The following is a 17,777-nucleotide window of genomic DNA, read 5'->3' on the forward strand; positions in this document are numbered from 1 at the left end:
GCCCGGATCTATTCTTCGCGCAGGGCGCTGACTTCGCCTGCTTCGATCTCGGTCCCGCTGTCCAGCACCAACAAGGTCCGCGTACCCGATACACGGGCCTCGACGATCCGCGAATAGGTTTCGGCCAGGTTGGTGCCAGTCACTTCGCCATCGGCATAGCTGACGGTTTCGAACCGGTAGGTCCCGTTGGCCACCGGCGAGCCGTTGTCCAGCACGCCCGCCCATGTCAGCGGTTCGCCAGTCAGATCAATTTCAAAGCGTTGAACCTCGGCGCCATAGCTGTCGCGAACCACCATTTCAGCAGCATCCGCCCCGGACACCAGATCGGGCGTCACGGCAATCGGCGTGCCATCGAACCGGGCCGGCGCTGCCGCCCGCGCATCCATTCCGACCCAATTGGCAACCTGGCTCATGCCGACCGTACCATTCTGCGACGCCATTTCTTCCAGCAATTGGTTGGTGCGGACCTGCTGTTCAACATTCGAAAATGTTGCCAACTGCACCGCGTAATCGGTCGATTCGATCGGGTTCAACGGATCCTGGTTTTTGAGCTGCGCGGTCAGCATGGTCAGAAATGTTTCGAAATCCGAACTGATCGCCGTACTTTGGCTGGTCGAGTTCGCCGTTGCTGTTGTCGTCGTGCTGGTGGTTGACGTTACATCCATGTTTCTTCTCTCGCCTTAAACCCGAATATCCATGCCGCGCGACGCCCCGAGATCAAGGCTTAGCGGCGTAACCTCTTGATCGGTATTATCCAATGCCGACTGGCTGGAAGTGGCAAAGGACGACGCGCCCTGCTCTTCGGCCCCCTGATCCGATCCGCCCTGCCCCGTACCTTGATGGCTAAAACTGAATGTGACCTCCCGATACCCAAGGTCGCGGAACTGGGCTTCGAGAGCCGATATATTGCGGCGCATCAGATCAAGCGTTTCGGGCCGTTCGACGGCCAGCACGACAGACATCGCGCCGTCCTGGGCGTTCATGGTCATACGCACCTTGCCCAACTCTTCCGGGCTGAGCGTCAACTCTAGCGGGCGCTCTGTCATCGCGCGGGCCGCCTCAGCCAGCTGGCTGGCGATTGCGACGGGCAGTTCCGGCATCCGCATCATGCTGGCGATAGCCGTTGCGCTGGTTTGGGGGGCCGTAGGCGAAGCGCCAGCGCCCATTTGCAAGGCATCATCAAATGGCGACACCTCAACCGCGTCGATTCCGGCCTGCACACTGGCCGTTTGAATGGGCGGCTGCGCCATCATCTCTGTGGCAGCATCAGCAGGCTGTGTACGGTTTTGGGGCGTTTTGTCAGGGGTGCGCGCCGCGGTATCAACGGACGGGGCCTGAATTTCAGGCTCTGGCCTGCGCATCCGGGCCGGTAGCTCTGTCGCCCGGTCCTGCTTGGGCGCATTGCCGGCGAACGCTGCTGCCATCGTGGCGATTGCAGGTGGCGATTTCGCCTCTTGTGGTTCCCGCACCGGAACAGAAGCTTTTGCCTCTGGATCCGGCGCGGGAATCCGGTCTTCTGTCGTAGCGCGCGCTTGGGTTTTCCCGGTCTGCGCTACGTGGCCCACGGCGGTTTCCGCCGCAGGTTTCATGGGATTTCCCCATTCTGGTTTGCCTGCATTTTGCGGGCGAGTTTCAAATTGAATTCGACGTTCAACATCAGCATCGGCGCCCGGGGCGATGAAATCCTGCTCTGCAGGCATCGCTTCGGAATTCGCGGGGGCCGGTCCTGATTGCACAGCGGCAGTGATCGCCGTGTGCTGGGGTGACAAGCGCGCCAATTGCGGCTGTTCGTTCCGCCCATTCACGGTATTCGGGTCGTTGTGGACTGGAATTGGCGACGCTTCGGAGCGCACCCGAAATTCGCGTCCCATGCGGGCATCTTCTGGTGCAACCTGATGCACAGGCAGTTCTTTTTCACCCGCCAATGACAGGAGCGTTTCGACGCGTGCCTGGCCCTTGGGCAGATCGGGCTGACTTTGTTCTTTTGACGGCGGTTGGGCATGATCGACGCCCGGCAATGCAAGCGAAACACGCGTGGTCAATTCGTCCTGCGGTGCCAGGTCAGCGCCCGCTGTTTCCGCGCCGCGTACAGGTTTTTGGTCGATCGTCACTTCAGTGACGCCAGGTAGATTGGCCGGCGCAAGCGTGGGCGCTTGTTCCGCGCCAAGTTCGTCGATCAAAGGGGCGTCGGGCAAATCCGTTTGTTCGGAACTGCCAGAGGGCGGCGCGAACACGACATCAATCGCAGTTTCCGCGACTGGCATTTCAAATCCAATCACCCTTTGCGATGCGGGCATCGGGGCACTTGATGCGGGCATCGGTGTATTTACTGCGTCGGGCCAGTGGTTTTTGTCGATCGCGGCAAGAACCGTACCCGTGCTCTGACCAAGAGGCGCGGCATGCGCAAGCGCATCCACAAAACGGATGGCGCCCGCAGTGTCAGGCTGCGCGTCTGAAACGGTCTGGCCCGAAGCGGGCGGGCCATCCGGGCCCAGGAAGGGAACTGTTACCTGCATGTCGTCCGGGAATTCTCTCTCCGATTGCACAGTCAGGTATCGCAGCAGGAAGTTACCGGTTCTTTACCGGTGATGAGATAGATGCAGAAAAACCATTCCAATTGAAAGGATCTGGCGTGACCGACATCGGAATTCCCATTCACACCCAATCCGCGCAAAAACAACCACCCCGCGCAGACCAGGACTTGCGACAAGTCGCTCAGGAGCTTGAGGCGACCTTTCTGGCCGAGATGTTGAAAACCGCTGGCCTGCACAAAACCAGCGCGGCGTTTGGCGGCGGCGTTGGCGAAGATCAGTTCGGCAGCTTCCTGGTAAAAGCGCAGGCCGATGAACTTGCGAAAGCGGGCGGTATCGGATTGGCCGAGCAAATTTTCGAAGCATTAAAGGAGAGCGACGATGTCTCTGTTTGAAAAGGAATCGGCGGTCAGTGCGCTTGAAAAAATGCTGGTCAAAGAGCGCGATGCAATTTTGGAATCTGATTTCCAAACACTTTCAAAGCTGGGCGACAAGAAAGAAGCATTGCTCAAACGTGTTGCCGTCGAATGCCACGAGGCTGATTCCCTAAGGCAGCTTCAGCAAAAACTGACGGCCAACAATGCGCTACTCGATAGTGCAGCGCGTGGGATAAAATCGGCCGTTAACTATATCGGCGATATGCAGGCCAGCCCTAAACCCTTGCAAACATACGGTCCGCTGGGGGAGCGAAATGAACTGGGTCGCCCTGCGTTAACCATCGAAAGAAAAGCCTGACCATCTGCCCGAATTTTGCCTCAAATGCGATCAAACATTTGGGGGTGGTTTAGGAAAGAATTCATACCTCAAACCACATGTTCAGTGCGCATCCCGAGGGGGTGGCACGGCGCGCCGGGAACCGGCCTCCGTATCCGTCAGAAAGACGACCTGAGCCCGTCCGATTTTCGGTCGGTTTCTTGTAACGCGGCGCAAAGCGTCGAAGTCAAAGGAAGATAAAATGTCCAGCATTCTGACAAACAACAGCGCGATGGTCGCGCTTCAAACCCTTAAGGGAATTAACAAAGATCTGTCTGATACCCAGTCCATGATCTCAACCGGCAAGTCTATCGCCTCGGCGAAAGACAATGCGTCGGTTTGGGCCATCTCGAAAGTGATGGAAGCTGATGTCAAAGGTTTCAACGGTATCCAGGACAGTCTGTCGCTCGGCGAATCGACCCTTTCGGTTGCCGCGAACGCATCCGAAACCGTCACGGATCTTCTGACGGATATCAAAGGTAAAATCGTTGCGGCGCAGGAATCGAACGTCGACCGTGAGAAAATTCAGACCGACATCGATGCCCTGACCGACCAGATTAAATCCGTGGTTGGCGCTGCGCAATTTAACGGCCTGAACCTGGTCCAGGGTACGGAAGATGTGAACATTCTGTCGTCGCTTGACCGGTCTTCGGACGGATCGGTGACTGCGTCGGACATCAAGGTCAGCCGCCAGGATCTGACCACTTCGGCCGGTGTCGCAGGCACAACCGCGCTGACCGGCGGCGTCACTGCGGCCAACTATGGCACGATCACCGACAGCACTGGTGCGACGGCCACCACAACTACGCCAGCAACCGGGTCCACAGCCCAGATTGATTTCGCGGGCACGGCTGCCGACGGCAACGTATATACCCTCAACATCGAAGGGTATTCTGTCAATTACGTCGCTGATGTTAGCGGCGGTGACGATGACGATGCAATTCGCGATGCCATTAAAGGTCAGATCAACGCGCTTGGCATCGACGGCCTCACAGCAACGGATGGCAGTGGTACAGGCGAATTGGTGATTTCAAACACCAATGCGTTCGAGGACTTCGATATTTCCATCGTCCAGCCCAGCTCGGGCGGTACGATGAACATTTCAGCGATCAACGCTGAAACCGGCCTGACATCCACCAGTGGGTCTATCGAACAGCGCGCTCAAACCCTTGATTTCGATACGTCTGCCGGTATTTCGGAAGGCGACACTTTCAAGGTGACCGTGGGGTCCAGCTCGTTCAACTATGTCGCGGGCAAGGGCGAAACGATGGAAGATGTGGCCAAAGGCCTCAAGACCGCCATCGACTCGAACCCTCCGGATGGCGTGACGACCAAAACCATGTACGACGAAGCCACAGGTCAATGGTCATTGGCGGTTGACGATAGCACCGGCGGGCAGGCTTTCTCGTTGGCCGTGACGACTGGCGGCGAGGCTTCGGGCGGCCTGTTCGGGTTGGACAACCTCGACGTTTCTACCAACGAAGGGGCAAGTGCTGCTCTGGACAACATTGAGACGCTGATCACCAATTCGATTGACGCTGCGGCGAACTTCGGTTCGGCACAAGGCCGTATCGAAACGCAGAAAGACTTCATCGAAGGTCTGACCGATGCGCTCAAGTCCGGTATCGGCACCATGGTGGACGCAGACATGGAAGAAGCTTCGGCCCGTCTTCAGGCTCTGCAGGTTCAGCAGCAGCTGGGCATTCAGTCGCTGTCGATTGCCAACCAGGCACCGCAGTCAATCCTGTCGCTCTTCCGCTAAGACGGGAAGCCTTTGGGGCGCCCACGAAGGGCGCCCCTTTCCACTGCGGAAAATCCGCATAAAAGATGACCCTGTCTTTGGAAGGACACGACGTGAACGCTCTCGAAATGGCCCGAACGGCCTATTCTTCCACCTCACCACAATCCGCCCCGATCCGAACTCATCGCGGAACCGAATACGAAGTTTTGGGCCGTGTTACATACCGGCTGCGCGATTGCGCTGCGAAACAAAAACAAGACTACGTTGCATTCGTCGAGGCCCTGGCCGCCAACAGACGTCTTTGGACAATTTTTGCATCCGATCTGGCTGACGAAAAAAACCAACTGCCCCAACAGTTGCGCGCCCAATTGTTTTATTTGGCTGAATTCACAATCCAACACACATCGAAAGTCCTTGCTGGGAAGGCAGATGTCACTGCCCTTATCGATATCAACGCTGCCGTGATGCGTGGCCTGCAGCAAAAAGGAGATGCAGCATGAGCGGTCTGGTTCTCAAGCTTGGGCCAAAGGAACGTGTCCTGATCAATGGCGCGGTTATCGAGAATGGCGATCGCAGGTCCCGCCTTTCAATCGTAACGCCCAACGCAAATATCCTACGGTTGCGCGACGCGATCCATCCCGAAGAAGTCAACACGCCGGTCCGCCGCGTTTGTTACATTGCGCAGCTCGTGCTGTCTGGCGACGCAGATGGCGATGAAGCGAAAATTCAACTGTTCCGTGGAATCGAACAACTCAGTCAGGTCTTGACGGACGTCGATAGCAAGAAGCTTTTGACCTCGGCGACCGAGGCGGTATCTGACGGTCAATACTATCAGGTGTTGAAATCTCTGCGCGGGCTGCTTCCTCGGGAAGAAAGACTATTCGCAGCGAGTCCACAATGACTTATCAACCCGTCGTACCATTTAACGGGTATTCCGGCTGGCTGTTCTTGAACCGCACGCGCGAAGCACAACAAGAAGCGTTCGACCAATCGGCCAGTGTGCAAAGAAACGAAGAGTACTTCCGCGAGAATATCGCGGAAGTCACGTCCGCTGAACAACTGGTTTCGGACCGCCAGTTGCTCGAGGTCGCTTTGGGCGCTTTCGGCCTGGATGAAGATATCGACAACAAGTATTTCATTCAAAAAATACTTGAGGACGGATCGCTTGATGACGACGCTCTCGCCAACAAGCTGACAGACAAGCGCTATCTGGCCTTCACACAGGCCTTTGGATTCGGGGATTTCTCTACTCCCAGAACGACTCTGAGCGAGTTCCCAGACGAAATCCTCTCTGCCTACAAGGACAAACAATTCGAAATTGCCGTCGGCAACCAGGACGCGGACATGCGGCTTGCATTGGGACTGGACCGCGAATTGAGCGATATCGCATCACTGGATACGTCAGAAGCAGGAATGTGGTTTTCAGTGATGGGCAATACCCCGGTAAGAACTGTGTTTGAAACCGCATTGAACCTGCCAACAAGTGTCGGCGCGCTGAATGTCGACAAACAACTCGAGATTTTTCAAGAACGCGCAGAAGCCATGTTCGGGTCAAGCGACGTTGCGCAGTTCGCAGATGCTGAAAAGCGCGAAGATCTTGTTCAGCGCTTTTTGATGCAGTCACAAATCAACGCGGGCTATACAGGGTATAGTTCAGCCTCTGCCGCGCTCACTTTGCTGCAAAGCAGCGCTACATTCTATTAATAGTCTCAGGAAGACAGGCACGCAGCCAGACGTTCAAAACTGGCATCTGTCCCTTCGATTTCATCTTCGGTCAAAAAGGCGTCCAATTTGGGCCAAGCGTCAATCGATGCGTCAATGGTTGGATCGGATCCCTTGGAATAAAGGCCAGCTTGTATCATCATTTCCGAACGCGCATAGGTACCCAAGCGCTGGCGCGCCAAGGCAATCAGAGCATTTTCGCTGTCTGAAGCAGCTTGCGGTAATGCCCGGCTGACTGATCTGAGCAAGTCAATTGCCGGAAAACGTCCACGCTCGGCGATCTCACGATCAAGCACAACGTGACCATCCAAGACACCGCGTAGGATGTCGGCAATGGGTTCTTCCATGTCAGACCCCGCTACCAGAACAGACAAGACTGCCGTAATGTCACCCGAACTGTTCATCCCTGGGCCCGCCCTTTCGCACAGCGACGTAATCAGATGCGTTGTCGATGGTGGGAAACCACGCAAACTGCCGTCCTCGCCGCTTGCCAAAGCAACCTCGCGATGCGCCTCTGCAAAACGGGTCACACTATCGGCCATGTAAAGCACGTGTTTGCCTTTGTCCCGAAAATGCTCTGCGACAGCCATGGCGGTCCAAGCGCAACGGCGGCGCACCAGTGGCGACTGGTCCGACGTTGCCGCGACAATGACGGATTTTTGCATGCCGCGAGGCCCAAGAACGCGATCAACGAATTCACGCACCTCGCGCCCGCGCTCGCCCACCATCGCGATGACAACCACATCGGCTTGCAAACCCAGCGCCAATTTCGCCAACAGAGTGGATTTGCCCACCCCTGACCCGGCAAAAAGGCCCACGCGTTGGCCTTTGACGATCGGCAACAGCGTGTTGAACACTGCCATTCCGGTTTCCAGACGCGTCCCAAGCGAGCGACGCTGGGTTGGATTCAAAGGCTCGCCGCGCAAAGGTCGAGGCGTCGCACCGCGAAGGATTTTGAGCCCGTCGAGCGGCTGCCCGAAAGGATCGATCACGCGGCCAATCCAAGTATCATCAGGTGCGATCGTATCGCCACCCAAATGGAAAACCCGTGCGCCGATAGACAGACCGTTCGTGGCGCCGTCAGGTAGAATGACGACGAACTCGGGCGCGAGTTGAAGAATTTCGCCTTTGCGCCGACCCGAAGGGGTTTCAATTTCCACAAGATCCCCCAAGGCGGCAACACCGGACAACCCCGACACCGTCAAGGTGCCCCGGGATAATTCAACGATCCGACCGACCGACCTGACGGATTTGACCGACGCAATTTCGGCCTTCAACTGGTCAAACCCTGCAAAGTTCATGAAATTCTCCGGCCCATTCGCGTTGAAACCGTTTCTAAAGGAATCGGGGTTAAGTCTTGGTTGAAATGGATCGAGGGAGAAGCCCCGATGTACGAAAAGTTGGACATCCTCGCGATGGCGCGGGGCCTTGCCGCCCACTCTGAGGCGCGTCAAAACGCAATTGCGCAGAACGTCGCAAATGCGGATACGCCGAACTATCGCGCTCGCGATGTCGCCTCATTCCAGGAAACATTCCAGGCTACGAATCACACGCAACTGCGTGCCACCCGCGCAGGCCACCTGCAGGCGACGGGCAGCACTGCTGTCAGTCCGCGCATTATCGATGAGCCGGGTCCGTCCACACCAAACGGCAACACCGTTTCGCTTGAGACCGAGATGCTCAAGTCCGCTGACGTGAAATCGGCGCATGATCGCGCGCTGGCGGTCTACCGGTCTTCAATGAACATTCTTCGTACAACAATTGGCCGATAGGAGATGACGAATGGATGAATTTCTTTCCAGCCGCGCGCTATCCGCTTCCGGCATGAAGGCACAGGCAAATCGCCTGCGCTACGTGTCCGAAAACATAGCCAACGCAGACACACCCGGCTACCGCCGCAAAATAGCACCTTTCGAGCAGGTCCTGGAAAATGGGCGGCCATCAGGCGCAGTTCAAACCGGGCGTGTCGAATTGGACCAGACCGAAGTCGAACGCATCTATGACCCAAGCCATCCGATGGCCGACGACACGGGCCACTACGACGGCACGAACGTCGATCTGGTGATCGAAATCGCCGACGCGCGCGAAGCTCAGCGCAGCTATGAAGCCAACCTCAAGATGTTCGACCAATCGCGCCAAATGTCGCGATCCTTGCTTGAACTGTTGCGTCGTTAAGGAGCCCGCCAATGGATATTCGCAGCACGCTTGCCAATCAGGGCTATGCCGCCACCCGTTCCGCAACCACCCCCAAGCCTGGCGAAAACGCAGGCGCGGAAAATCCGTTCAAATCGGCAGCTGGCAGTTTTGCCGAACAGCTTGCCCAGACCGAAGAGATCGCCAAATCCGCCATGGTCGGCGGCGCTGATCCCCACGCGCTGGTCACGGCGCTGGCAGAAACGGAACTGGCCGTCGAAACTGCCGTCACCGTGCGTGACAAAGTAGTCGAAGCGTACCAGGAAATCCTGCGGATGCCGGTCTGATGCAAGAAATCGTCTTCTACGACACCCTGCGTCACGCCCTCTGGATCGCGGTGACCGTGTCAACGCCAATCCTGGTTGTGGCGCTTGTGGCCGGCCTGATCGTGGGCCTGTTCCAAGCGCTGACATCCATCCAGGAAATGACCCTGACATTCGTGCCGAAACTGGCCGCAATCCTGGCGGTGTTCTGGGTCACCATGAGCTTCATGACCGATACTCTGACCAGCTTTTTTGTCACTGAAATCGTCCCTCTGATTGCAGGTGTCTGATGGATAGCCCCGGATATACGTCGCTGACCCGCCAGTCGGGCCTCATGCGCGAGATGCAAAGCGTCGCGAACAATATCGCAAACCTGTCCACAACGGGATTTCGGCGCGAAGGACTGATTTTTTCCGAATATGTCTCGGCGCTCGAACCGCAAGAAGCCTCGCTTTCGATGGCCTATGCCAATGTGCGTTCGCCCTCGGATGTTCAAGGTACACTGAAACCCACAGGCGGGACTTTCGACTTTGCCATCGAAGGCGATGGTTTCTTTCAGGTCGAAAGCGACGCAGGCCCGATGCTGACGCGTGCCGGGGGTTTCACACCCAACGAAACGGGCGAGCTTGTCACCTACGATGGGGCGCGGCTTTTGGATGCGGGCGGCGCACCGATATTCATACCGCCTGACGCGCAGTCGATTTCCGTTGCTTCCGACGGAACACTGTCGGCCGATGGGCGGCCGCTGACACAGATAGGTCTGTTCACACCAACCGATCCGACTGACATGCAGCACCGCGACGGTGTCCGCTTTGAAGTGCCCGGCGGGGTCGACCCTGTCGAAAACGCCAACATCGTTCAGGGGTTTCTTGAATCCTCGAACGTCAACGCGATCACCGAAATTGCCCGGATGATCGAGGTCCAGCACGCCTATGAGCTGGGCCAGAAGTTTCTCGAACAAGAGGACGAACGTATTCGCAATGTCCTCACGACCTTGTCGAAGTAAGGAGACCCCATGCGCGCTTTATCCATTGCCGCCACCGGAATGAACGCCCAGTCCATGCGGGTCGAAACCATTTCGCAAAACCTCGCAAACATGAGCACGACGGGTTACAACGCCCGCCGCGCCGAATTTGCGGACCTGCACTATCAGCAATTCACGCGCGCCGGTGCGATCAATGCCACGGATGGGCGCGTGCTGCCGACCGGGGTTCAGTTGGGCTTGGGCGTGCGCCCGTCTTCCGTGACCGTCGAGCTTCAGCAAGGCTCGCTCGGGTCAACCGGCGGCGATCTGGACGTGGCCATCGAAGGCAAAGGCTATCTTGAAGTCACGCTGCCGTCGGGCGCGTCTGGCTATACCCGCGATGGCGCGCTGAAACGGTCGCCCGACGGGCTGATTGTCACCTCGGACGGACATCCGGTCCAGCCCGAGATCACCATCCCCGACGACACGCTGTCGTTGGCGATCAACGCCGATGGCGAAGTATGGGCCTATTTCCGCGATCAGGTGGAACCCCAGCAACTAGGTCAATTCACCCTGACCAGCTTTACCAATGCCAAGGGTCTCGAAGCGATTGGCGGAAACCTGTTTCTCGAAACAAACGCATCCGGTCCGCCGTTGGTGAACACCCCCGGCCAGGATGGGCTGGGGTCGTTGCGCCAGGGTTACTTGGAAGACAGTTCTGTTGACGCTGTGCGCGAGATCACCGAACTGATCGAAGCGCAACGCGGGTACGAACTGAATGCGAAGGTCATCACCGCGGCGGACCAAATGTTGTCCTCGACCACACAGATCCGCTGATGAAACGGTTATTTCCTCTCTTGTTTGCGCTTTTGCCAACGGCTGTATGTGCCGATGTTCTGGTGCCGACGCGGACCATTCGCGCGCAGCAGATTCTGAGCGCCGCCGACGTCAAGGCGATCCAGGGGGATATTCCCGGCATGCTGATAGATACCCGCGAAGCGGTCGGGCAAGAGGCGCGGGTCGTGCTCTATGCGGGGCGCCCAATCCGGGTCGAAGACGTCGGCCCACCCGCCATCGTCGAGCGCAATCAGATCGTTCCGCTGGTGTATCGCAATGCAACTCTCACGCTAAAAACCGATGCGCGTGCGCTGGCCCGCGGGGGAATCGGGGACAGCATCCGGGTCATGAACCTGTCTTCTCGCACCACGGTGACCGGAATTGTGGCCCCTGACGGTTCGGTCCAGGTGGGCCAGCTTGGCGCAGCTTTCAAATAGGACATACACCATGCGTTTTCCTGTACTCTTTTCGTCGATGGCCTTGGGCCTCATGGCCGCATGTAGTGACCTGGATCAGGTTGGGCGCGCGCCCGAATTCACGCCCACGCGTTCAACCTCGGAATACAACGCCATGCTCACCCCCAGTTTGCCGACACAGATCGACCGGCGGCGGACGATCGACAATGCGTCGCTCTGGACGTCCGAGCAGACATCGTTGTTGGGGGACCGCCGTGCTGCGAAAAAGGGCGACATTCTTACGGTTGTCATCGAAATCGACGAAAGCGCCGAAATATCCAATTCCAGTGCGCGCAATCGCAGCGGCTCGGAAAGCATGCAGATTCCGCAACTCTTGGGTATTCCCCAAAGGATCGACGATGTCTTGCCGCTGGTTGATCTGGAAAACGGCGTAAGCACGACGTCGAAATCTTCGTCCGCAGGAACCGGATCCGTTCGGCGGAATGAAAAACTCGAACTGAAGATTGCAGCCACTGTGATCGAAGTGCTTCCCAACGGTATTTTGCACATTCAGGGCAATCAGGAAGTTCGCGTGAACTTTGAAATCCGCGAGTTGCTTCTTGATGGCTATGTGCGTCCGCAGGACATATCCCGCCAGAATGACATCTCGTCGGACAAGATCGCGTCGGCGCGGATTTCCTATGGCGGACGCGGGCAGATTTCGCAGGTCCAGCAGCCCCGCTATGGCCAGCAGATCGCCGATATCGTTCTGCCGTTCTGAGGTTCGACATGATCAAGAAACTCCTTCCAGTCATTCTTGCCCTCATTGGATTGGGGGGCGGTATCGGCGTTGGTAAAATGCTGCAACCACCTCACCAAGTGGTTGAACTGAACCCCTGTGGTGACGGACAGGTTCCTGTCCAGATGGCCGCGACCGACACAGGGGAAGCCACCGCGGAAAAGACAGGCAATGAATACGTCAAACTGAACAACCAGTTTGTCATTCCAGACGTCCAGGACGAACGCGTTACGGCCATGATCGTGGTGGCGCTCAGCCTGGAAGTCGAATCTGGCGGGCGCGAGCTGGTCTACCAGCAAGAGCCGAAACTGCGCGACGTCTTTCTGCAGGTTCTGTTCGATCACGCCAATGCCGGCGGTTTTCGCGGTACTTTTACAGATAGTCGCAACATGACTGACCTGCGCAACGCGCTGCGCGAGGTCGCGCAAAAGACTGTCGGCGACAAGGTTCTTGATGTTCTGATCATCGATATCGTTCGCCAGGACATAGGCTGATCGCTAAGGCTTGTGTGCCTTTTTGGCTAGCTGGTCCAATGCGCTTGTCCGCCCGAACGCACGCCGCGTCAGCGCCAACTGGTGTTCGCGCGCTGCTGCCAGATTGGCGATATCGGTGTTGATCTCGCGGATCCGGGCCTCGAGCCATTTGCCATAACGTTGATCTTGCCCGGTTACGAACGCCAGGTCGTCGCCGCTACCATGGCTCAACCCATCCACCCTGTCGCGGCCTGCTTGACGCAGGGCGGAAATCTCATCCGATTTGGCGGCCAACTGCTCAGTAAGATCACGCAGTTTCGCCAATTCGGTATCGAGAACCATTTGACTGACGGTTTTCAGCGAATGCAATTTCTTCTTCATCTGAACCCTCGCACGGTGTGACCCATTTTCTTGCGCATGTCTTCTGCGAAACGGATTGCTGCAGCGACGGCGGCATAATGCTCAGGGTGAATTTCCTGTCCGATTTCGACGCTGGCATGCAGCGCCCGCGCTGTGGGGGGATCGCGATGGATCGGGATGCCATTTTCGTTGGCCAGTTCGCGAATTCGGGCGGCGATCTCATCTACGCCTTTTGCCACACAAACCGGGGCTGATCCGGCGCCGCGATCCCATTTCAACGCAACCGCGTAATGTTCTGGGTTGACGACAATGACATCGGCCGTCGGAACGTCGGCCAGCATCTGGTTCATGGCAATCTCGTAGCCACGCTGGCGGCGCTGCTGTTTCACATGCGGATCGCCTTCCGCCTGCTTTTGCTCATCGGTCATTTCCTTGCGCGACATGCGGTTCTTGCGCATGTGCTCAGAGTACTGCCAGAGGAAATCAACAGCGCCGATCGCGCCGGCAATTGCCAATACGATCAACAGGAAATTCATCACCAGCTTCAGCAAGACCACTGTCACCATGCCAGGGCTCAGGGACAGGGTCGCCAAGATCTGGGGTATCTTGGTCCAAAGGTATACGCCCAGCACCAAACCGTAGATCGATAGTTTGAAAAAGCTCTTTGCGAACTCGAACAGGCCCGATCGTCCGAACTTGTTCTTGGCATTCGACAGGACCGATATGCGCGATAGTTTGGGGGCAAGTTTTTGCGGCGCTACAACGAAGGATTTTTGGGCAATTGTCGAAACCAAGGCGAAGAGCGCGGGGATCAAAAAAAGCGGGGCAATCGCCCAAAGCACATCCAGCATGATCCCCCCTGCCAGAACCTGCCCTGATCCTTCGAACATGAGCTGCGCAGCCGAGTCTGCCTTGCCAACGAGCCCCTGCAAGACCGATCCCAAAGACATCATACTGCTTTGCCCCAAGGCGGCCGCGGCAATGATGAACCCGCCATATGCTGCTGCCGTCGTCAGGTCAGTCGATCGCGGAACCTCGCCCTTTTTCCGCGCGTCATCCAGTTTCTTTTGGGACGGTTCATATTGCTTGTCTTCGTCTTCACCCTCGGCCATCAGCGCCCCCGAAACGGGTTGTCCAGGAAGCCGGTCAACGCTTCCGACCAGATCCCCAAAAGGATTGGCAAGGACAAGAACAGCAACAAAAGCCCACCAAGCGTGATCGCCGGCGCACCGACAAACGCGACCATCAACTGAGGCATCGCGCGATTGATGACCCCCAGCGCGACATTGTAGATCAGCGATGCAATCACGAACGGGGCAGCCAGGGAAAACGCCAACGCAAAGGAATGCGCGATCTGCCCGATGCCCCATTGCCCCAGGATACCTGCATCCGGAAACTGCCCGGCTGGCAAAAGGTCGTACGACAGGATCAGGTATTCGGCCAGCCGCACATGGAGACCGGTCATCACCGCCAAGGCAAGTCCAGAAACCAACATCAAATGGCCGATTGCCGGTTGCGGATCCAAGGCGCTGCCGCCAAAAATTTGCGACAAGGATGTCGACTGCGCCGCAATCGACCCCGCAGTTTGCAGGGCGAAAATGAACAGTCGCACGATGATCCCAATCGCCAAACCGATCAGGACCTCAGGGATCAGGAAGGTGAACACACGTGCACCAGACGACAAGGTTTCGGAAATTTCGGGGCCCAGCGCGGGCGCGACGACTGCCGTGAAGGCCAAGGCCAGGACAAGGCGCAGGCGCTCGGGGATTGTCCGTTCGCCGAAGGCAGGAAACAAAGCCATCGCCGCGCCCACGCGCAAAAAGACGATGAACCCCACAGTGCCCTGCACCTGCACAAGGTCCAAAATGGCATCAATTGCCTCCATCAAGCGCGCACCAAACCAACCAGTGACGGCTTGGCATCTGCGCCGATTTCCTCGAAAGACAACACCGGGTTCTGGATACCCTTGGCAGACAAAACGGTTCGCAGGAATCGCCGCCGTCTGGTCGATGTGACAACAGCTGGATAAACCCCCGTTTCACCGGCAGCCGCGATCTTTTCGGCAACGGAATTGGCCAACTTGTTGAATTCCTCGGGCGGCAGCGCGATGTCCCCGATGCCACGTTCATTGTCCAACTGGTATGTCGTGAAACGCTCTTCCCATTCGGGCGCCAATTGCACCAATGGCAACGTCCCGTCTGGGCGTTTGAGTTCGGCCGTAAGCTGAAAACCCAATCGCTGGCGGACATATTCACAGATCGCTTCAGGCGTTGCCGCTGCGCCGCGCGCTTCGGAAATCGCCTCGAGGATCATCGGCAGGTTTCGGATCGACACCCGCTCTTCCAGTAAGAGCCGCAAGACAGATAACAAAATATCCAACGGGACTTTGTCCGGTACCAGTTCATCCAGAAGTCGTTTGTTGGCATCTGCCCGAACCGTATCCGACAGGTTGGTCATTTCTTCCAGCAGACGACGCAGTGACTTGAGCGTCAGCAAACGGCCGAAGTTCTTTTTCATGACTTCCAGCAAGTGCGTTGCCAGAACCTCAGACGGATTCACGACCGTATATCCGGCGATTGCCAATTCTTCTTTCCGCGCAGGATCGACCCATCGTGCCGGCGCCCCATAGACCGGTTCTTTGACATCTTCGCCCGGCATCAAACCGGCGTCGTTTCCAGTCAAGAGCGCAAGGACCTGATCTGGCCGAAGGGTATCGCGCGCCTGTTGCACCCCGTGTATGCGCACAACATATGACCCCGGCGGCAATGACTGATCATCAGTCAGGCGAATTTCGGGCAGAAGCAATCCAAAGTGCGTGGCCACGTGATTGCGCATATTGGAAATGCGCGCATCCAGGCCGGTTTGTGGATCCAGAACCATCGACACCAAATCGGGCGCGAATTCGACGTGGATCTCATCAAGGTCCAAGACGTCGCCCATCGATTCGGATTTCTGGGGTTCTTCGGTTTTCGGAGCGATAGCCGCAGCATCTTTGGCGAGGGCCCGAGCCTGTTTTTGGGCCATATAGGCCGCTGTCGCCAAGACCGCCCCGCCCAGAACGAAAGGAATGAATGGCAGGCCCGGAACCAAAGCGAAAAGTCCCATCAACAGCGCCACTGTGTACAAAGCCGGTGGGTATTTCCCAAGTTGCTGAAAAAACGCCGCATCAGCCGATCCCGTCGCGCCGCCACGGGCCAGAAGCAGGGCAGAGGCAATCGAAATGATCACCGCTGGGATCTGGCTCACCAGCCCATCGCCGACCGTCAGGATGGCATAGGTTTCAAATGCTTGCCCAATGGGCATGTCGTGAAGCGCAACGCCGATCACCAAGCCCATGAGCAAATTCATCAAGGTGATCAGCAACCCGGCAATCGCGTCCCCTTTGACGAATTTTGACGCGCCATCCAGAGATCCGAAGAATGTGGTTTCGGCCAGTTCCAGTTCACGCCTTTGCTTTGCCTCGGCATGGTCGATTGCTCCGGCCGACATATCGCTGTCGATGGCCAACTGCTTGCCCGGCATGCCGTCCAGCGCAAAGCGCGCGCCAACTTCGGCCATGCGGCCCGCGCCCTTCGTGATGACGATGAAATTGACGATCAGCAGAACGCAAAATACGACTAGCCCCAGAAACACAGACCCGCTCATGACGAAGTTCGCGAACCCTTCGATCACATTTCCTGCCGCCGCAGTGCCGGTGTGACCTTGACCGATGATGAGCTTTGTCGAGCTTACATTGAGCGACAGGCGCAACATCAACGATGCCAAAAGCACGGTCGGGAATGCCGAAAAATCCAAAGGCCGTTCGATGAACAAAGTCACCGTGAACATCAGAATGGCCAGGGCAAAAGACGCCGCCAATCCCATATCCAGAACCCACGCCGGCATCGGTAAGATCATCATTACAATGACCGCCATCAACGCGAGTGCGAGTAAAATCGTCGGGTGAAATATCTGGCGGAGGTCAAAAGTCATTTAGCGAAACTCGATCAACCTGCTGGCACCGGATTCTGCGATTGGGACTAATGAACCCAAACTGACCGGACGGGCACCGGTGATCAGGAGTGGAAACGTATTGACCCGGGGCGCTGCAATTTCCATCGGGGCGTCCAGCTCGGTGAGTGTCGACAGGATTGTGTCGAACTTTTTCCGGTATAGCGCCGCGTATTTCGGAGTGCGCGAATGAAACGCACCAGCGGCCTTCGACCACGCGCCGAATTCTGCATGCAGATCTGCGAGGAATTGCGCGGCATAAGTTGCGTTCGCCACCGGTTCAAACAAATCTTCAACCCGTTTGAAATGCCGGCCATGCCACCTGTAATTGAGTTGGAAACACCCTGAGTCGAAATTTGATACACCGGTACTTAACGTTTTACGTGCGAAACTTTCGGCATCCAGCCGCGTATCAAACCAATAGCCTTTGCCCTGAACATTGATCGTCCATGGCCAAGTCGACACTTGCCCATCTACGCTGCGCCCGGTTTCTGTCAGCGATATTGCCCTAAGCACTGATAGCGGAACGCCGGTCGTTTCAGACGCCACACGGGCCGCCTCTTCACACCGGGAACTACCGAAGGCGGGAAAGCCGATTACACATACCGACAGGCACACCCAAACGGCGCCGATGAAATACCGCGGCACGCCTTGGAACGGCGAGCAAAATGGAAAACGGCTAAAGAAAAATCCAGTCATTGAGCGCATTTCTTGCTGCTACTTGCCGCACTACGCTATTGAGATTGTCTTTAGATA

At 57.0% G+C, this 17,777-nt stretch carries 23 protein-coding genes; 15 read left to right on the forward strand and 8 right to left on the reverse strand.

What is annotated here, in order from left to right; genetic code table 11:
* Positions 1-8: 8 nt before the first annotated feature.
* Positions 9-665 (reverse strand): flagellar hook capping FlgD N-terminal domain-containing protein, encoded by a 657-nt coding sequence (locus ACP2AV_RS00230; RefSeq protein WP_426370643.1) that lies wholly within the window; start codon positions 663-665, stop codon positions 9-11.
* Between the two features lie 15 nt (positions 666-680).
* Positions 681-2,516 (reverse strand): flagellar hook-length control protein FliK, encoded by a 1,836-nt coding sequence (locus tag ACP2AV_RS00235; RefSeq protein ID WP_426370644.1) that lies wholly within the window; start codon positions 2,514-2,516, stop codon positions 681-683.
* Between the two features lie 125 nt (positions 2,517-2,641).
* Here ACP2AV_RS00235 and ACP2AV_RS00240 point away from each other — a divergent pair, with 125 nt between their 5' ends.
* The 6 genes from ACP2AV_RS00240 (at position 2,642) to ACP2AV_RS00265 (ending at position 6,729) form a co-directional block, all read left to right on the forward strand.
* Entirely contained in the window at positions 2,642-2,926 is a 285-nt protein-coding gene (locus tag ACP2AV_RS00240) for a rod-binding protein (RefSeq protein WP_426371325.1), read from the forward strand.
* On the forward strand, positions 2,913-3,266 hold the full coding sequence (locus ACP2AV_RS00245; protein ID WP_426370645.1) for a hypothetical protein: 354 nt from the start codon (positions 2,913-2,915) through the stop codon (positions 3,264-3,266). The genes ACP2AV_RS00240 and ACP2AV_RS00245 overlap by 14 nt, the downstream gene beginning before the upstream one ends.
* 220 nt (positions 3,267-3,486) lie before the next feature.
* Positions 3,487-5,046: a flagellin gene (locus ACP2AV_RS00250; RefSeq protein ID WP_426370646.1), complete on the forward strand. Its 1,560-nt coding sequence runs from the start codon at positions 3,487-3,489 to the stop codon at positions 5,044-5,046.
* Between the two features lie 92 nt (positions 5,047-5,138).
* Positions 5,139-5,525, forward strand: coding sequence for a flagellar biosynthesis regulator FlaF (gene flaF, locus ACP2AV_RS00255; protein WP_426370647.1), 387 nt, complete (start codon positions 5,139-5,141; stop codon positions 5,523-5,525).
* Positions 5,522-5,926 carry a flagellar biosynthesis repressor FlbT gene (gene flbT, locus ACP2AV_RS00260; RefSeq protein WP_426370648.1) on the forward strand — a complete coding sequence of 135 codons (405 nt, stop codon included), beginning with the start codon at positions 5,522-5,524 and terminating at the stop codon, positions 5,924-5,926. The genes flaF and flbT overlap by 4 nt, the downstream gene beginning before the upstream one ends.
* Complete coding sequence (locus tag ACP2AV_RS00265; RefSeq protein ID WP_426370649.1) at positions 5,923-6,729, forward strand: DUF1217 domain-containing protein; 807 nt, start codon at positions 5,923-5,925, stop codon at positions 6,727-6,729. The genes flbT and ACP2AV_RS00265 overlap by 4 nt, the downstream gene beginning before the upstream one ends.
* 5 nt (positions 6,730-6,734) lie before the next feature.
* Here ACP2AV_RS00265 and ACP2AV_RS00270 read toward each other — a convergent pair whose 3' ends face one another.
* Positions 6,735-8,048, reverse strand: coding sequence for a FliI/YscN family ATPase (locus ACP2AV_RS00270; protein ID WP_426370650.1), 1,314 nt, complete (start codon positions 8,046-8,048; stop codon positions 6,735-6,737).
* Positions 8,049-8,147: 99 nt separating this feature from the next.
* On the opposite strand from ACP2AV_RS00270, the gene ACP2AV_RS00275 reads away from it, so the two are divergent.
* Genes ACP2AV_RS00275 through ACP2AV_RS00315 form a run of 9 tightly spaced genes read left to right on the forward strand, consistent with a single transcriptional unit; the run spans position 8,148 to position 12,692 of the window.
* On the forward strand, positions 8,148-8,519 hold the full coding sequence (locus ACP2AV_RS00275) for a FlgB family protein (protein WP_426370651.1): 372 nt from the start codon (positions 8,148-8,150) through the stop codon (positions 8,517-8,519).
* Positions 8,520-8,529: 10 nt separating this feature from the next.
* Positions 8,530-8,922 carry a flagellar basal body rod protein FlgC gene (gene flgC / locus ACP2AV_RS00280; RefSeq protein WP_426370652.1) on the forward strand — a complete coding sequence of 131 codons (393 nt, stop codon included), beginning with the start codon at positions 8,530-8,532 and terminating at the stop codon, positions 8,920-8,922.
* 11 nt (positions 8,923-8,933) lie between these two features.
* Positions 8,934-9,227: a flagellar hook-basal body complex protein FliE gene (fliE, locus tag ACP2AV_RS00285; RefSeq protein ID WP_426370653.1), complete on the forward strand. Its 294-nt coding sequence runs from the start codon at positions 8,934-8,936 to the stop codon at positions 9,225-9,227.
* Positions 9,224-9,493 carry a flagellar biosynthetic protein FliQ gene (locus ACP2AV_RS00290; protein WP_426371326.1) on the forward strand — a complete coding sequence of 90 codons (270 nt, stop codon included), beginning with the start codon at positions 9,224-9,226 and terminating at the stop codon, positions 9,491-9,493. Before fliE ends, ACP2AV_RS00290 begins: the two co-directional genes overlap by 4 nt.
* On the forward strand, positions 9,493-10,209 hold the full coding sequence (locus ACP2AV_RS00295) for a flagellar hook-basal body complex protein (RefSeq protein ID WP_426370654.1): 717 nt from the start codon (positions 9,493-9,495) through the stop codon (positions 10,207-10,209). Before ACP2AV_RS00290 ends, ACP2AV_RS00295 begins: the two co-directional genes overlap by 1 nt.
* Positions 10,210-10,218: 9 nt before the next feature.
* Positions 10,219-11,004, forward strand: a complete 786-nt coding sequence (gene flgG / locus ACP2AV_RS00300; RefSeq protein ID WP_426370655.1) for a flagellar basal-body rod protein FlgG — start codon at positions 10,219-10,221, stop codon at positions 11,002-11,004.
* Positions 11,004-11,441 carry a flagellar basal body P-ring formation chaperone FlgA gene (flgA, locus tag ACP2AV_RS00305; RefSeq protein WP_426370656.1) on the forward strand — a complete coding sequence of 146 codons (438 nt, stop codon included), beginning with the start codon at positions 11,004-11,006 and terminating at the stop codon, positions 11,439-11,441. The genes flgG and flgA overlap by 1 nt, the downstream gene beginning before the upstream one ends.
* Before the next feature lie 10 nt (positions 11,442-11,451).
* Complete coding sequence (flgH, locus tag ACP2AV_RS00310; protein WP_426370657.1) at positions 11,452-12,180, forward strand: flagellar basal body L-ring protein FlgH; 729 nt, start codon at positions 11,452-11,454, stop codon at positions 12,178-12,180.
* 8 nt (positions 12,181-12,188) lie between these two features.
* Positions 12,189-12,692, forward strand: a complete 504-nt coding sequence (locus ACP2AV_RS00315; RefSeq protein ID WP_426370658.1) for a flagellar basal body-associated FliL family protein — start codon at positions 12,189-12,191, stop codon at positions 12,690-12,692.
* Between the two features lie 3 nt (positions 12,693-12,695).
* Here ACP2AV_RS00315 and ACP2AV_RS00320 read toward each other — a convergent pair whose 3' ends face one another.
* From ACP2AV_RS00320 to ACP2AV_RS00340, 5 genes are read right to left on the reverse strand one after another with little or no spacing between them, the layout of a single operon-like run.
* A complete protein-coding gene (locus tag ACP2AV_RS00320) occupies positions 12,696-13,052 on the reverse strand; it encodes a hypothetical protein (protein ID WP_426370659.1) in 357 nt (118 codons plus the stop codon).
* The gene (locus ACP2AV_RS00325) at positions 13,049-14,143 is read right to left on the reverse strand and encodes an EscU/YscU/HrcU family type III secretion system export apparatus switch protein (RefSeq protein WP_426370660.1); all 1,095 of its coding nucleotides are present in this window, start codon (positions 14,141-14,143) and stop codon (positions 13,049-13,051) included. The genes ACP2AV_RS00320 and ACP2AV_RS00325 overlap by 4 nt, the downstream gene beginning before the upstream one ends.
* Positions 14,143-14,916 (reverse strand): flagellar biosynthetic protein FliR, encoded by a 774-nt coding sequence (locus tag ACP2AV_RS00330; RefSeq protein WP_426370661.1) that lies wholly within the window; start codon positions 14,914-14,916, stop codon positions 14,143-14,145. Before ACP2AV_RS00330 ends, ACP2AV_RS00325 begins: the two co-directional genes overlap by 1 nt.
* On the reverse strand, positions 14,916-17,003 hold the full coding sequence (flhA, locus tag ACP2AV_RS00335) for a flagellar biosynthesis protein FlhA (RefSeq protein ID WP_426370662.1): 2,088 nt from the start codon (positions 17,001-17,003) through the stop codon (positions 14,916-14,918). Before flhA ends, ACP2AV_RS00330 begins: the two co-directional genes overlap by 1 nt.
* The gene (locus ACP2AV_RS00340) at positions 17,004-17,720 is read right to left on the reverse strand and encodes a lytic transglycosylase domain-containing protein (RefSeq protein ID WP_426370663.1); all 717 of its coding nucleotides are present in this window, start codon (positions 17,718-17,720) and stop codon (positions 17,004-17,006) included. It lies immediately after the preceding gene.
* Between the last annotated feature and the right edge of the window lie 57 nt (positions 17,721-17,777).

This window comes from Aliiroseovarius sp. PTFE2010 (assembly GCF_049943335.1).
In the GTDB taxonomy this organism is placed as follows: Bacteria; Pseudomonadota; Alphaproteobacteria; order Rhodobacterales; family Rhodobacteraceae; genus JBNFVY01.

Bases quoted from the DNA above. Each gene is read 5' to 3' on its own strand.
- ACP2AV_RS00230 (WP_426370643.1), bottom strand. From the start codon at position 665: ATGGATGTAACGTCAACCACCAGCACGACGACAACAGCAACGGCGAAC.
- ACP2AV_RS00235 (WP_426370644.1), bottom strand. From the start codon at position 2,516: ATGCAGGTAACAGTTCCCTTCCTGGGCCCGGATGGCCCGCCCGCTTCG.
- ACP2AV_RS00245 (WP_426370645.1), top strand. From the start codon at position 2,913: ATGTCTCTGTTTGAAAAGGAATCGGCGGTCAGTGCGCTTGAAAAAATG.
- ACP2AV_RS00250 (WP_426370646.1), top strand. From the start codon at position 3,487: ATGTCCAGCATTCTGACAAACAACAGCGCGATGGTCGCGCTTCAAACC.
- flbT (WP_426370648.1), top strand. From the start codon at position 5,522: ATGAGCGGTCTGGTTCTCAAGCTTGGGCCAAAGGAACGTGTCCTGATC.
- ACP2AV_RS00265 (WP_426370649.1), top strand. From the start codon at position 5,923: ATGACTTATCAACCCGTCGTACCATTTAACGGGTATTCCGGCTGGCTG.
- ACP2AV_RS00270 (WP_426370650.1), bottom strand. From the start codon at position 8,048: ATGAACTTTGCAGGGTTTGACCAGTTGAAGGCCGAAATTGCGTCGGTC.
- flgC (WP_426370652.1), top strand. From the start codon at position 8,530: ATGGATGAATTTCTTTCCAGCCGCGCGCTATCCGCTTCCGGCATGAAG.
- fliE (WP_426370653.1), top strand. From the start codon at position 8,934: ATGGATATTCGCAGCACGCTTGCCAATCAGGGCTATGCCGCCACCCGT.
- ACP2AV_RS00295 (WP_426370654.1), top strand. From the start codon at position 9,493: ATGGATAGCCCCGGATATACGTCGCTGACCCGCCAGTCGGGCCTCATG.
- flgG (WP_426370655.1), top strand. From the start codon at position 10,219: ATGCGCGCTTTATCCATTGCCGCCACCGGAATGAACGCCCAGTCCATG.
- flgA (WP_426370656.1), top strand. From the start codon at position 11,004: ATGAAACGGTTATTTCCTCTCTTGTTTGCGCTTTTGCCAACGGCTGTA.
- flgH (WP_426370657.1), top strand. From the start codon at position 11,452: ATGCGTTTTCCTGTACTCTTTTCGTCGATGGCCTTGGGCCTCATGGCC.
- ACP2AV_RS00315 (WP_426370658.1), top strand. From the start codon at position 12,189: ATGATCAAGAAACTCCTTCCAGTCATTCTTGCCCTCATTGGATTGGGG.
- ACP2AV_RS00320 (WP_426370659.1), bottom strand. From the start codon at position 13,052: ATGAAGAAGAAATTGCATTCGCTGAAAACCGTCAGTCAAATGGTTCTC.
- ACP2AV_RS00325 (WP_426370660.1), bottom strand. From the start codon at position 14,143: ATGGCCGAGGGTGAAGACGAAGACAAGCAATATGAACCGTCCCAAAAG.
- ACP2AV_RS00330 (WP_426370661.1), bottom strand. From the start codon at position 14,916: ATGGAGGCAATTGATGCCATTTTGGACCTTGTGCAGGTGCAGGGCACT.
- flhA (WP_426370662.1), bottom strand. From the start codon at position 17,003: ATGACTTTTGACCTCCGCCAGATATTTCACCCGACGATTTTACTCGCA.
- ACP2AV_RS00340 (WP_426370663.1), bottom strand. From the start codon at position 17,720: ATGACTGGATTTTTCTTTAGCCGTTTTCCATTTTGCTCGCCGTTCCAA.